Origin of the sequence: Bacillus sp. CGMCC 1.16541 (genome assembly GCF_003184905.1) — a bacterium.
Lineage (GTDB): Bacteria > Bacillota > Bacilli > Bacillales > Bacillaceae_H > Priestia.
This window is the reverse complement of record NZ_QFRU01000010.1, coordinates 1-13,815: the sequence shown is the minus strand read 5'-3', so window position 1 is coordinate 13,815 and position 13,815 is coordinate 1. Positions and strand designations below refer to the sequence as shown.

Here is a 13,815-nt window from a genome sequence, read left to right as displayed (position 1 = left end):
CTGTAGAGAAATACGTGATACGATTAAAACGTGTTCACTCTATCACTCTCTAACTTTTAAGATAAAAGTTGTTCCATTTCTGTTAACTTTTCTTCAAATACCGCAAGTGCTTCTTTAATTGGCGCAGCTGTTGTCATATCAACGCCCGCTTTCTTTAACACTTCAATTGGATAATCAGAGCTACCAGCTTTTAAGAAGTCGACATAGCGCGTAACCGCAGGCTCTCCTTCTTCTAAAATTTGTTTACTTAATGCTGCTGCTGCACTAAATCCTGTTGCATATTGATACACATAATAGTTGTAATAGAAGTGAGGAATACGCGCCCACTCTAATCCAATTTCTTCATCAATGACAATGTTATCACCAAAGTACTTTTTATTTAAATCGTAATAGACGTTTGTTAATAGTTCTGGTGTGATTGGTTCTCCATTTTGTGCACGAACATGAATATCATGTTCAAACTCAGCAAACATAGTTTGACGGAACACAGTACCACGGAAACCTTCTAAGTAATGATTCAATAAGTACAAGCGCTTTTTCTCATCATCAATCGTTTTTAATAAGTAATCATTTAACAATGCTTCATTGCACGTAGACGCAACTTCTGCTACGAAAATCGAATAATCACCATACGGATACGGCTGTGTTTGACGCGTGTAATAACTGTGAACCGAATGCCCAAACTCGTGAGCAAGCGTAAACAAGTTATTCACATTATCTTGCCAGTTCATTAAAATGTATGGATTTGTCCCGTATGTGCCTGATGAATATGCACCGCTTCGCTTTCCTTTATTTTCGTGCACATCCACCCAACGGTTTTCAAAACCTTCACGTAATACATTTAGATAATCTTCTCCTAATGGCTTAAGACCTTTTAATAAATATTCTTTCGCTTCTTCATACGGAACTTCCATTTTCACGTCTTTTACTAATGGGGTATATAAATCATACATGTGCAACTCTTCTACACCTAATACTTTTTTACGTAAATCCACGTAACGATGGAGCAAATGCAAATGATCATTTACTGTGCTGACTAAGTTATCATACACTTCTTCCGGGATGTTATTGTTGCTAAGAGCTGCATGACGAGCAGAATCATAATTACGAACACGAGCATTGAAATTGTCTTTTTTCACTGTTCCACTCAACGTACTCGCAAACGTATTTTTAAAATTACCATATGTTTTATACACCGCTTTAAATGCATCTTCACGTACGCGACGATCTTCACTTTCAAGGAAACGAATGTAGCGTCCGTGTGTAATCTCAACATCGTCTCCATTTTCATCTTTAATCTCTGGGAACTCTAAATCAGCATTGTTTAACATACCAAATGTGTTGCTAGATGCCCCTAGTACTTCAGAAGCTTCTGCTAATAACGCTTCCTCTGAAGCCCCTAATACGTGAGGACGTTGACGGTTAATTTCATCTAACGCATGCTCATATAATTTCAGCTCTTCTTTTTCAGTTAAAAACTGCTGAATTTTCTCCTCTTCAATGGCTAACAGCTCTGGTGTGATAAATGACAGCGCACTTGAGATTTGTGTGTACAACGTTTTAATACGATCATCTAACCCTTGATAAAATGAATTCGTTGTATCTTGGTCATAACGCATATGTGCATATGTATAAAGTTGGCTTACTCGCATCGTTAACTCATCTTGTTGTTGCAATGCTTCATACAATTTATCTGCTGATTCACCAAGCTTACCTTGATATTGTTCCATTTGTGGAATTAACGCTTTCACTTCGTCAAACTCTTTATCCCACTCATTATCAGTTGCAAATATATCTTCTAATCTCCATGTATCCTCTACTTTTATTTCGCTACGCGGTGGTAGTTTTTTCGCAGTTGCTTGTTCTGTCATCTTAATCCCTCCACTTTTCATCATTCATCTCAATATTCTCTGTTTGTGTAAGAAATTCCTTTTCAAAGCCTTTTTGTGAATTACTAAAAAAAAGGAATAACAAACCATATCTCTAATCGTACAAATTTTCTAAATTATTGTCACTTATTTTGCTTATCATATTCATCACTTGTCGATCTTCTTCAAACCTATCATTTGTTACTTCAGGGATCGTATGCATGCGAATAACCTTATACATTGTATCTGTGACCTTTTCTAACACTCTCATTTCACAAAGAGCATGAATGTATTCTTTTAACGGTAAATACGGGTCTACATTCATAAGAGGAAGATGGCGATATTTGATGTCTTTTGTTTGAATACGCTTCTTGAAATGATAGAGAAACTGCTGATATGACAGAGTGCTACCAATGTACTTATTGACTAGTACATCAAGCAACAACCACGTTTGCCAAACGCAAGCAGGTGTATCAATTAGATAGAGAGATGAAAGTGGAACTCCTGCTTCTGAAGGAAAATGAGATGGAGGGATTTGGTGATGATACAACGACTCTAAAAAAGTTCGATACGATTTGTTTGGATATAGCATGTATTGTGTTCGCCATTTCTTCTTCTTTTGAAACCATTCTTTATGAAGTAAATATAACTCTTCTGAACGGGAGAATAAAATGTCATGAAAATGATAATGAGCTAGCGGAAATGTTTTAATATGAGCAAAACAGATTTGTGAAGAAAAAGGATAAAGGTGCTGTAGTTTAATAAAAAGTTGGTCATGTGGAGAGTAATAGAACAAAGCAGGTAACGTATGTGGTGTTCTCTGAGTCATATATTGCCACTCTTGCGGAGATAGCTTAAAGGAGTGTTGAGACACTCTTTTTAATCGCCTCGCTCCTAAAATCCAAACAGGCTCGTACCGCTCTGTAAAATACTTCTCTGTTCGTCTAACAAGCAACTCAGGAGGTAAATTGGCACATTGAAACTCAATGGCATAACTCATATCATTTATCGCCACAAGGATGTCAGGTCGCTGAGCAATAGTACGCAAATAAGGCTCTAGTTCTGGTGTTGACTGTAACGATAGCCAATGATACAGCTGTTGCTTCCCTTGCAAATGATAAGCTGTTTCTCCTTCATGTTGTGCACAACACGACTGGGACTTTAAATGAGCAAAATGCGGAATGATTTTTGTCCCTACTTTTAGTTGAACGGGCTTTTGGCAACTGGGGCATACAAACGTGGTTGTCTTTCGTAACTCTTTTAAAACATGTGGGCGAAAGCGGTTAGCTAATGAAAAGAGCTCTCCTTCTTCTGTCTTGGCAACTAACAAGCATGATTCTCCCCTTTCTTCTCTTCATAGATAGATGGAACCACTATATGTTGTTCGACATTCTTCTACTAATTCCTTTTTATTGGGACAAAGAAAAAACAGGTTAATCCACTATTTTTGTGCGTGTTGTCTATTTAAATAACTCCAAAAAAAACTCCCTTGTTGAAACATCTGCTGTTTTAGCGAATGTTTCAACAAGAGAGAACTGTTCATTATAATAAAGGTGATAGTAACCTAGACGTTGATTCAAAGATACGTTGAATGAGCGGACGCTTTTCAAAATCATTGAGATGCAAAGCACTCGATTGCTCTAAATCTTGAAGATATTCATACACAAGCTTTTGTGTACTACTTGTTTGATATAAGAATGCATTCACTTCAAAATTCAAATGAAAACTTCTCATATCCATGTTTGCCGTTCCAATCGATGCAATCTCTTTGTCAATGATCACAATTTTACTGTGCATGAATCCTTTTTCATACTCGTAAATGTTTACACCTGCTTTTAACATCTCTGGAAAATAAGATCGTGACGCATGATAGACAATTTTCTTATCTGGCTTTTTTGGTACAAGCAAACGCACATCTACACCACTTAACGCCGCAACCTTTAAGGCTGTAAAAATATCCTCATCCGGAATAAAGTACGGAGATGCAATCCAAATTGATTCTTTTGCGGAAGTAATCATCGAGAAAAATAAATGCTTAATCACTTCCCACTCACGATCTGGTCCACCTGCAATCATTTGAACACCGCCATGGTTATTCAAGACATCTACATCCATTAGGTCAGGAGATAAGTACATTTGTGTTAATAACGTCTGGCCCGTCATGTAGTACCAATCTTGTAGAAAGATAAGTTGAAGTGACCGAACAGCTTCCCCTCGTACTAATAAATGAGTATCTCGCCAAAAACCAAAATGACGGCTCTCTCCTAAATATTCATCGCCAATGTTAAGACCACCAACAAAACCAATCGTTCCATCAATAACAATGATTTTCCGGTGATTGCGAAAGTTAATTTTATTGTTCAAAAAAGCAAGGCGAACCGGTAAAAATGGAATCATTTCTACACCTGCGTCTTGTAGCTCTTCTACGTACTTTCGAGGTAACTGTAAACTTCCTACTGCATCATATAAAAAGCGGACATAAATCCCTTCTTTTGCTTTTTGAACAAGCGTATCCTTAATGCGACGACCTAAATTGTCATCACGAACAATGTAATACTCTAGATGGATATGATGACGCGCATGTTTTAACGCTTCCATAATCTCATCAAATGTTTCTTTTCCATCTGTTAAGGCATGTGTTTCAGTTGCAAATGAAATGGGACTTTTGCCAATTTTTCGAGCTAAGCGAAACAAATGTCGGTAATTTTCACCCATGCTTTCCAAGTCTTCATCAATCTTGCGTTGATCACCTTCAATTTTTAATAACACTTGCTCATCTAATTTGGCTTTCTTTTCAAATAGTCGACGCTTGCGCACATTTCTTCCAAATAATAAATAAAAGAAAAATCCGACAACCGGAAAGCTTCCTAGTACAACAAGCCAGGTTAGCGTTTGTGTTGGGTGACGATTTTCGAGGGAAATCACTAACCCAATAAATACAACACTAATCGTCATTAAAATACTAAGTATACCAATGACTTTTCCATCCCAGTAACCTTGTGTAAAAAATAAGAGTACGAATAAACCTAATATAAATACCAGTAGTTGCAATCTGTTTTTCACAGTTTTTCACCTATCCCAAAACAGCTTTCGTATTATTCGTTTAGCTTTTCATAACGTTTATTTCCCTAAGCATATCTGCCTCTTCACAACGTTATGTATTTAAGCTCCTTATAATAGCTTACTTTATGTTATTATCTCTTTATATCTCATAACTAGTAGTCATCCACATAAAGAAGACTGTTCTTAAGTAAAAGTTTAGGCTCACACATAGATTTTGACAGTAATCCATTGTATGTGAGAGCAAACCATTTACAGAACAGCCCTTTCATCTATCTTAACGGAAAATAGTGCTTTACTTGTTTTAATGCATTATCTTTCATAATTTCTTTACCGTATTCCTCTAATCGAGCATGTGTAACAGCAGATTCGTGTCCATATTCAAGAATGATACTTAACACATCATCTAGGTCTTGTGTTTCATCATGTTCTTCAAGAAATTCTACATATAAATAGTATTTGCCTTGAAAATGATACACTTCATTGGTAATCTCCTCTAACTGAATACGGTGGCTTAGAGAGATTAAATCCTCGAAATCTTGGAACCGAACAACAAATTGCAATGACTCATCATCAAGTTCTTCATCTTCTTTAGAATCATCATTTGAAAGCTGAGGATCTAACAGTGCTTCGAGCTTTTCATCGACGGGAATATCAATTTTTTTGTTTTCACTAATCGGAACTTCAAACTTTTGACCGTCTTTTGAGAGCTGTGCACGAGTCACAATCACTTCGATTCCTTTTTCTAACGCTTGCACTTGAATCCAAAGTGGTCCTTCAGCAATAAACTCTTCTTCTTGATGAATTTCATCCATCATCTCCCAGAAAAGTTCTTCACTTCGCTCACGGTTAAACCATATTTCATTACGGTCAAACCCTCTTTCTTCTATATCAACGTACGTTACATAAAACTTTACCGTGTTATCATTAATGCGTTCAATTTCCATTCTTTCACCTCTCCCTTCTTAAAAGTGAAGGTAACACTGGCCACCATTTCTTTTCGCGTTGTTTCTATAAAACGAATAGTGGGATGTGTTTGACTTCCACTCCTGCCAAACACCATCAAGTTACTATTTTAAAAATGAAGCTAAAAGCAACCATCTTTTTTAAAATAGACTTTCCATTTTACTACTTAAAAAAACAAATGTCCTTCATGTTAAAGCAATCTTACATGCACTTCACATATTTGTAAAGTATTCTAACTGCACGTGTACAAGCATACATTTTCTATATATCTTGTACTGTTATTGTATGACAAAACGATCAAGAAGGTAAATAAAAAAATCTGACACCTTTTAAAGCTAGCAGTACAACTAATTGTTAGGGGGATTTGCAGTTGGATTTGGAATTATTAATGGCCGTATTAATTATTATCAGTATTGACATTGTACTAGGCGGAGATAACGCCATTGTTATTGCTTTAGCAAGCCGGAACCTACCTGAACATCAACGAAACAAAGCGATTGTATTTGGAACAGGACTTGCTGTTGTCGTTCGTATATTACTAACTATTTTAGCTGTTTATTTGCTTACTATTCCATTTTTACAACTTATCGGTGGAATTTTGTTACTCGTCATTGCCTTAAGATTATTAATTAGTAATGAAGATGACACCACTAAAATCCGAGCTGGTGTCACCTTAAGTGCTGCTGTTAAAACGATTGTATTCGCTGATGTGGTCATGGGTCTTGATAACGTCATTGCTGTTGCTGGCGCTGCACATGGTAATATTCTACTTGTCATGATTGGGTTAATCATCTCTGTTCCAATTATTGTTTGGGGAAGTAAACTTATTTTGTATTTATTAGAGCGCTTTCCTCTATTAGTATATGTCGGAGCTGGGATATTGGCATACACCGCTGGAAAAATGATGACTCACGAACAACGTTTATCATGGTTCTACGAACAATACCCATTACTGAAAGTGACTCTTCCATTTATCGCAGTTGCTATTATTCTTAGTACGGGACGTATTTTGACTTCCTTGAAAACAAGATAGTTGAATAAAAAAGCCTTCTCCTCAAAATGAGTGAAGGCTTTTTCGTGTTTTTTATGATAATCATTTCACAAACTTATCCATTCACAAGTCGTTGTGCTTCGCGTAATTGGAACGTACGAACTTTTCTTGGTAAGAAACGGCGAATTTCATCTTCATTATATCCTACTTGCAGACGCTTCTCGTCGATAATAATAGGGCGACGTAATAAGCCAGGATTTTGTTGAATTAATTCATACAAATCTTGTAATGGCATTGCATCTACTTGGACGTCTAACTTTTGGAACGTTTTTGAGCGAGTTGAAATGATTTCATCTGTACCATCTTCTGTCATGCGTAAAATTTCTTTAATTTCATCAATCGATAATGGTTCAGAAAAAATATTTCTCTCTACATATGCAATATTGTTCTCCTCTAACCAAGCTTTTGCTTTACGACAAGATGTACAACTTGGTGATGTATATAATGTAACCATCAATTACTTCACTCCCTCTATCTAAGATAAGTGGTACGTAACACAAAAAAACATGAAATAAAAAACAGGTTGCTTTATACTAAAATAAAGGTTTATCAATCGTTAGTATTAGTGATAATGAAAATCGATACTACTTTATAATTAATTTAATAAAATAATATCTATTAGCATTATACTATAAAGTCAATCGGAATGATATAGTTTTTCAAAAACCAAACACATATTCTTACTTCCTTACTTGTAAGATCTTTCTTTGTGTATTTACCACATCTATAATACGGATAAACCTCCAATTTAGTTTCATTTTTTCGTTAATTTTTTTATTTTTTTGATTAAGCTGATTTCGTACAGATGGTTTTAATTAAACAAGCGTTGGGTAGTGGTTTAATTTCCATTACAGGTTGCTCTCCCTCATTGCCGACAAACAGTTATCATTCTAAACAAAATCATCTTTAAGAGATCCTACATTACATTTCCATTTTAAAAACTTATATGTTTTAATTCCATCATTTGCAAATCATACATAAAGAGGTGACGTCATTTATGAAATTAGTCAAAATAGCCGCTGCTCTTCTTCTTTTAACAGCATGCGCGCCGAAAGAAATTACTACACAAGACACGAAAAACAACGACATTGTTGTGAATACAAAACAAGTCGAAAAAAGCAATCTCGTTAATACGACCGAACTTTCTGGTGTAGCAATGCCAGATAAACAAGTTCCTATTGTTGCTCCTACACCGTTAGAAGTTGAGAAGGTGCATGTTTCCATTGGCGATGAAGTAAGTAAAGGTGACCTTCTTGTTTCGCTAGATGCATCAAACGCTACGAAGCAATTAAATGAAGCAAAACAAGCGCAATCCGACATTAACAAAGCAGTGAAAGAAGCAGAATCAGCGACTTCATCGAACACAAATTCAAATGAATTAGATAAGCTTCAAAGTGAATTAAACGAATCCATGAAAAAATCAGAAGCTTTACTAGAAGGTACCCAAACAGGAGCTGTGACACCGCTTGATTTAATGCAAAGTAGTTTAGATGTCACGCTAAAACAAGCACAGATTGCTCAGCAGTCTCTTAAACAGCTCATTCCAACTCCTGACATGCTTCCGCAGCTAAAGCAACAACAGCAGCAAGCAAATCAAGCAGTTGCTCAAGCAGAAGAATTAGTAAAAGCAACAAGACTCACAGCTCCAATTAGCGGAACAGTAGCAGAAATTGGAATTGTTGAAGGTGGGATAGCTGCCCCAAATGTACCTGTTGTGACTGTGGTTGATCAGCGTGATATCGCTGCTACGTTCCAAGTTAACAGCTATCAAGTTTCACAACTAAAAAGCGGAAACAATGCAACTGTTACATTTGATGGTGTAGACCAAGAATTCCCATCTAAAATTCAAACGGTTTCACCAACAGCAGATCCACAAACTAGCTTATTTACAGTTAAAGTTCCAGTGAGTAATCCCCAGAATGTCATTAAAGGTGGCATGAAAGCTACAGCCATGGTGACCATTGACTCTATTACAGATGCACTTGTTGTACCAAAGGAAGCCATTTTATATGAAGAAAGCGAACCTTACGTATTTATCGCCAAAGATAACCGTGTCACTCGTACTCCCATCTCGCTTGGTTTTGCAAGTGGCGATGTGTATCAAGTCGTTGAAGGATTAGCTGAAAAGGATGTCATTGTAACAGACGGAAAAGAACGTTTAAAAGACGGTGACACAATTAAAGAACGGAAAGAGTGATGAAAACAGCATGAAAATTGTAAAACTGTCTGTATTACGACCTATCGCGATGTCGATGGTCATTCTCTTCCTACTCATTCTCGGTGGAGTGAGTGTCCGTAATATGCCTGTTGACTTGTTTCCTGAGTTAACATTCCCTGTTGCCGCTGTCACAGCTACATATGAAGGGGCAGGACCTGAAGAGATTGAAAACTTACTAGCAAAACCACTCGAAAATTCAATGAGTACTATCCCAAACGTAGAAAGTGTCACTTCAATTTCTCAAAATGGAGGTCTTCTCGTTCTTGTATCTTTTAATTGGGGAACAGATATGGATTTTGCCACGCTTAGTATGCGGGAACGGGTGGATATGGCAAGAGAAGCTTTACCGGAAGGAGTGTCACTGCCCCGTGTAATGCGATTTGATCCAAGTGACCTCCCGATTGTACAGCTTGCTATCACTGATAAAGATGGCAACCTAGCAGATGTAAAACGCCTTGCAGAAGAAGACATTAAGCCTGCACTAGATGGGCTAGACGGTGTTGCTTCTGTTGGAATTTCTGGAGGGACAACTCAGGAAATTCAACTGACCATTGATCCACAAAAACTAACTGCTTACGGCTTAACACTAAAAGAATTACAGCAAATTATTGGGTCGGAAAACGTGAACCTTCCTGCTGGAAATGTAACAGATCAAAGTCAAAATTTTCCTATTCGTGTCACAGGAGAATTTTCATCCGTTGAAGAGTTAGCAGCATTGCCAATTCCAACTGCTTCTGGTGTCATCTCTTTAGAAAACTTAGGTGAAATTAAAGAAACATCTGCAGATGCCAGTCAGCTAAGTTATTTAAACGGAAATCCTGCCGTTGGTGTATCTGTATTAAAGCAGTCAGGCTCAAATACAGTATCGGTTGCTAAAAGTATCGAAAAAAGATTAGATAGTTTAAAGTCTCAATTACCTGACGACTTAAAAATTGACGTCATTTTTGATCAGAGTTTATTTATTAATCAATCCATTAAAGCTGTATCTTCAAACATGTTAATTGGAAGTTTGTTAGCATCAGCGATTTTATACTTATTTTTACGCAACTGGCGAAGCACACTGATTATTGGATTTGCTATTCCTATTTCCATCGTAACCACATTTATTTTTATGTACTTTAGTGGACAAACGTTAAATCTCTTAACACTAGGTGGACTTGCTTTAGGTATTGGGATGATGGTAGATAACGCGATTGTCATTCTTGAAAACATCTATCGGATGAGAAGCCAAGGACTATCTAAAAAAGAAGCAGCAATTAAAGGAACAGGACAAGTTGGAACGGCCATTATTGCATCCACTTTAACAACTGTTGTCGTATTCTTACCAATCGTCTTTGTTGACGGCCTAGCAGCTCAATTGTTTAAGCCGTTAGCACTTGTCATTTCATTTTCATTGCTCGCTTCCTTATTTACAGCTTTGATTATTGTTCCTTTGTTCTCTTCTCTTTTCTTAAAGCTAAAAAAAGAAGATCTTGCACGTATTGAAAATGAAACTGAAATGGAAGATGCTGAATCCAAAGAGAAGTTTTCAAAGTTGCGTCTTCGCTACCGAACAATCTTAGAAAAAGCATTGGATCATCCAAAGAAAACCATTGGAATTGTTGTGGCTGCCTTTTTACTTTCTTTTGCTGGCATCCCTTTTATTGGAACAGAATTTTTACCAGCACAAGACCAAAGCTACATTTCAGTTTCAACGAAGCTACCTGAAGGCACATCTCTTAACGCAACGTATGACACATCCGAAGAGATAAGAGAAACATTAAGTGATATAAAAGAGATTGATTTACTTTACGTTACAGTAGGAGGAACAAATAACTTCTCCCCTAGCGCTGGTGCTCAAACGAACCGAGCAAGTTATGATATTTTACTAAAACCTGTAAGTGAACGGTCTCGTTCAGATAAAGAAGTAGCCGAAGAAATTCGTACTCGATTAGCTGATATCCCAAATGTCGATGCAAGTGTTTCAGGTGGAGACTCAGGCTTTTCTGGTGATCCTGTTTCATTATCATTAACAGGCCCAGACATCGATGTACTTTCCAGCTTAGCCGATGAAACCATTGAAATCATCTCAAGAGTAGACGGTGTTCGTGAACCAGAATCAAGCTTTACAAATGGAAATCCTGAAGTCGTGATTAACATTGACCGTGAGAAAGCATCGCAATACGGGATTGGTAGTGCGCAAATTGCACAAACAGTTGCTGAAGCGACAAGAGGAGTTGTAGCTACTCGTATCGCTCGTGAGGGTGACGAATTAGATGTTCGCCTTCAATTAGAAGATCGCTACACATCTTCAACCGAAGAGCTAGAAAATTTATTGATTAAATCACCAACAGGTACAACTGTCCCTCTTCAAGTAGTTGCTGAAGTTTCACGTGGACAAGGTCCTTCACAGATTACGAGAAAAGATCGACTTCGTGAAATTAACGTCACAGCTGATATTATTGGACGTGACTTAGGAAGTGTCACAAAAGACGTAGAAAAAGAATTAAAAGAGAAATTATCACTCCCTAACAACCAATACAAAGTTACGTTTGGTGGACAAAATGAACAAATGAATGACGCATTCTTTAAACTTTCACTGGCTCTTGCTTTATCTGTTGTCCTCGTTTATATGGTGATGGCCGGACAGTTTGAATCCTTTTTCTATCCGTTTGTTATCATGTTCTCTGTCCCACTTACGTTTATTGGAATCATGTTCGGTTTACTCGTGACCATGCAACCTCTAGGTGTAGGATCACTAGTAGGTGTGCTTATTTTAACAGGGATTGTCGTTAATAATGCCATCGTGTTAATTGATTACTTACAACAATTGAAGAAAGAGGGTTATCCATTAAAAGAAGCAATTTTAATTGCTGGTCCTACTAGACTACGACCAATTTTAATGACAACACTCACAACCATTTTAGGATTAATTCCATTAACACTTGGTATTGGTGAAGGAACAGAAGTACAACAACCAATGGCCATTGTTATTGTGTTTGGTCTAGGATTCGCAACACTTATCACACTTATTTTCATTCCAGTTGTTTATTACTTATTTGAACAACGTCGTTTACGAAAAATAGAAAAAAGAGAGCTCTCAATGGAGGATTAAGAATCCTGCTATCAGAAAAAGGGATTGATGGAGAATGAAATGGAACCAACTTGCACTAACGCTTGTTTGTTGTATCAGCCTCATTATTGGTACAACAACGAGTCGAGCAGAAGCACCTAATAATGTAACGTATATTGCGCTAGGTGACTCATTAAGTGCTGGAATCGGGGCAAGCGAAGTGAATTATCTTCGCACCCCTGCTTTTGTTCCACAGTTTGTGAATTATTTGCGCAAAACCAACTCTGTATATGTTGAGAATCACAGTGTTCCAGGCTTAACAACCTCTGGACTCTATTCATTTTTAACACAAAATCAAGGAATTCAGAATAAGCTAAAAACCGCCAATATCATCTCTATTTCAATTGGTGGAAATGACTTTCTAAGAGAAATTCGTTCAAGTGAACAAGTTGAAGTCGATGACTTTAAACAGAGGGCTGAAACGATTTATGACGATGTTACAAAAATTGTTCGTTATGTAGAGTCGTTAAATAAAGATGCTACAATCTTATTGTTTGGCCTTTATTCTCCTTATGGAAGCACTCATCAATATGAAGAAGTAAGTCAGCTGATTTTAAAAGACTATCATCTACTTCTACAAAATTTACAGAATGAACATGTTACCGTGATTGACCCTCATGCTCCTTTCATTGGAAAGGAATTAGAACTGACACATATCGAAAAAAATGATATTCATCCAAATGATGAAGGATATAAAATTTTAGGCAATTTGCTTATTGAAGCATACGAAAATAGCAGGTGAACATTCACCTGCTATTTTCGTTTTCCGCCAACTTTCCGCCATCCTACTTGCATATAATTAGAGTGATCAACATGCTCATTTTGATTTTTACCTCTTATCAACTTCTCCCCTATCCCGTTTGCGATTACTCCCATTAAGGCCGTACTTCCAATCACCAACACTGCAACTAATACAAAATCAACCATATAAGCACCGATGTTACTCACCTCCTTTATTTGTCGTAAAGTTTGCTTTTATCTACACAGTAATAGAATGTAATTGATTCTGCTCTAGATTGCTCGCTTTCCGAGGGGTGTGCGGTAAGCCCTCCTCTTCGCAAGCTCCTGTGGGGTCTTACCTCCACTGCTCCCACTGGAGTCTTGCATCTTCCGCTCAAACCAATCACAATTCAGTCATTATCTTTGAAGAAATAAATATACATATACCTTCTAAAAATCCCCTCTAACCTTTTCGATTCTCACTTAATGACTTTGAACCTTTTAATAGCCTCAAGAAACAAGCAAAAGAGGTGAATTTTCTACCGGGCCTATCAACCTCATCAAATGAAAACAAAAGCTTTCCTCAATGTTTTTGACAAGGACAGGAGTTTTCCTCCTTCAATTTTTTAAAAAATAAATGTTTAAATAATAGAATGAAGGGTATATAAAAGTTGGACGTTAAATGGTCTATGCAAAAAGCACCTCTATTCTTTCCCTTCTCTATCCACTAGTTGTTATAAAAAAACCCTTATTGACAGATAGTGGGACTGACCCCATAAAGTGAGACAAATAAAAAACACCTTTAAGTTGAAAACTGGGT

The 13,815-nt window shown here is 37.0% G+C and carries 10 protein-coding genes; 4 read left to right on the top strand and 6 right to left on the bottom strand.

Annotated features, from left to right (window positions below):
- Positions 1-56: 56 nt before the first annotated feature.
- The 4 genes from pepF to mecA all read right to left on the bottom strand — a co-directional run bounded on the left by pepF (position 57) and on the right by mecA (position 5,875).
- Entirely contained in the window at positions 57-1,871 is a 1,815-nt protein-coding gene (gene pepF, locus DIS06_RS11305; RefSeq protein WP_110113384.1) for an oligoendopeptidase F, read from the bottom strand.
- Between the two features lie 112 nt (positions 1,872-1,983).
- Positions 1,984-3,198, bottom strand: a complete 1,215-nt coding sequence (locus tag DIS06_RS11300) for a competence protein CoiA (RefSeq protein WP_110113383.1) — start codon at positions 3,196-3,198, stop codon at positions 1,984-1,986.
- A gap of 212 nt (positions 3,199-3,410) precedes the next feature.
- On the bottom strand, positions 3,411-4,931 hold the full coding sequence (gene cls / locus DIS06_RS11295) for a cardiolipin synthase (protein WP_110113382.1): 1,521 nt from the start codon (positions 4,929-4,931) through the stop codon (positions 3,411-3,413).
- A gap of 269 nt (positions 4,932-5,200) precedes the next feature.
- The gene (gene mecA / locus DIS06_RS11290) at positions 5,201-5,875 is read right to left on the bottom strand and encodes an adaptor protein MecA (RefSeq protein WP_110113381.1); all 675 of its coding nucleotides are present in this window, start codon (positions 5,873-5,875) and stop codon (positions 5,201-5,203) included.
- Between the two features lie 389 nt (positions 5,876-6,264).
- Between mecA and DIS06_RS11285 the strand changes: the two genes are divergently transcribed.
- Positions 6,265-6,927, top strand: coding sequence for a TerC family protein (locus DIS06_RS11285; RefSeq protein WP_110113380.1), 663 nt, complete (start codon positions 6,265-6,267; stop codon positions 6,925-6,927).
- A gap of 73 nt (positions 6,928-7,000) precedes the next feature.
- On the opposite strand, the gene spxA is transcribed toward DIS06_RS11285, so the two are convergent.
- A complete protein-coding gene (gene spxA / locus DIS06_RS11280) occupies positions 7,001-7,399 on the bottom strand; it encodes a transcriptional regulator SpxA (RefSeq protein ID WP_110113379.1) in 399 nt (132 codons plus the stop codon).
- A gap of 543 nt (positions 7,400-7,942) precedes the next feature.
- Here spxA and DIS06_RS11275 point away from each other — a divergent pair.
- Genes DIS06_RS11275 through DIS06_RS11265 form a run of 3 tightly spaced genes read left to right on the top strand, consistent with a single transcriptional unit; the run spans position 7,943 to position 13,017 of the window.
- Positions 7,943-9,142 (top strand): efflux RND transporter periplasmic adaptor subunit, encoded by a 1,200-nt coding sequence (locus DIS06_RS11275; RefSeq protein ID WP_110113378.1) that lies wholly within the window; start codon positions 7,943-7,945, stop codon positions 9,140-9,142.
- 10 nt (positions 9,143-9,152) lie between these two features.
- Entirely contained in the window at positions 9,153-12,257 is a 3,105-nt protein-coding gene (locus tag DIS06_RS11270; RefSeq protein WP_110113512.1) for an efflux RND transporter permease subunit, read from the top strand.
- Between the two features lie 34 nt (positions 12,258-12,291).
- Positions 12,292-13,017: an SGNH/GDSL hydrolase family protein gene (locus tag DIS06_RS11265; RefSeq protein ID WP_110113377.1), complete on the top strand. Its 726-nt coding sequence runs from the start codon at positions 12,292-12,294 to the stop codon at positions 13,015-13,017.
- A gap of 11 nt (positions 13,018-13,028) precedes the next feature.
- Here DIS06_RS11265 and DIS06_RS11260 read toward each other — a convergent pair whose 3' ends face one another.
- The gene (locus tag DIS06_RS11260; RefSeq protein WP_481746860.1) at positions 13,029-13,223 is read right to left on the bottom strand and encodes a hypothetical protein; all 195 of its coding nucleotides are present in this window, start codon (positions 13,221-13,223) and stop codon (positions 13,029-13,031) included.
- Positions 13,224-13,815 lie beyond the last annotated feature (592 nt).

Bases quoted from the DNA above. Each gene is read 5' to 3' on its own strand.
- pepF (WP_110113384.1), bottom strand. From the start codon at position 1,871: ATGACAGAACAAGCAACTGCGAAAAAACTACCACCGCGTAGCGAAATA.
- mecA (WP_110113381.1), bottom strand. From the start codon at position 5,875: ATGGAAATTGAACGCATTAATGATAACACGGTAAAGTTTTATGTAACG.
- spxA (WP_110113379.1), bottom strand. From the start codon at position 7,399: ATGGTTACATTATATACATCACCAAGTTGTACATCTTGTCGTAAAGCA.
- DIS06_RS11275 (WP_110113378.1), top strand. From the start codon at position 7,943: ATGAAATTAGTCAAAATAGCCGCTGCTCTTCTTCTTTTAACAGCATGC.
- DIS06_RS11270 (WP_110113512.1), top strand. From the start codon at position 9,153: ATGAAAATTGTAAAACTGTCTGTATTACGACCTATCGCGATGTCGATG.
- DIS06_RS11265 (WP_110113377.1), top strand. From the start codon at position 12,292: ATGAAATGGAACCAACTTGCACTAACGCTTGTTTGTTGTATCAGCCTC.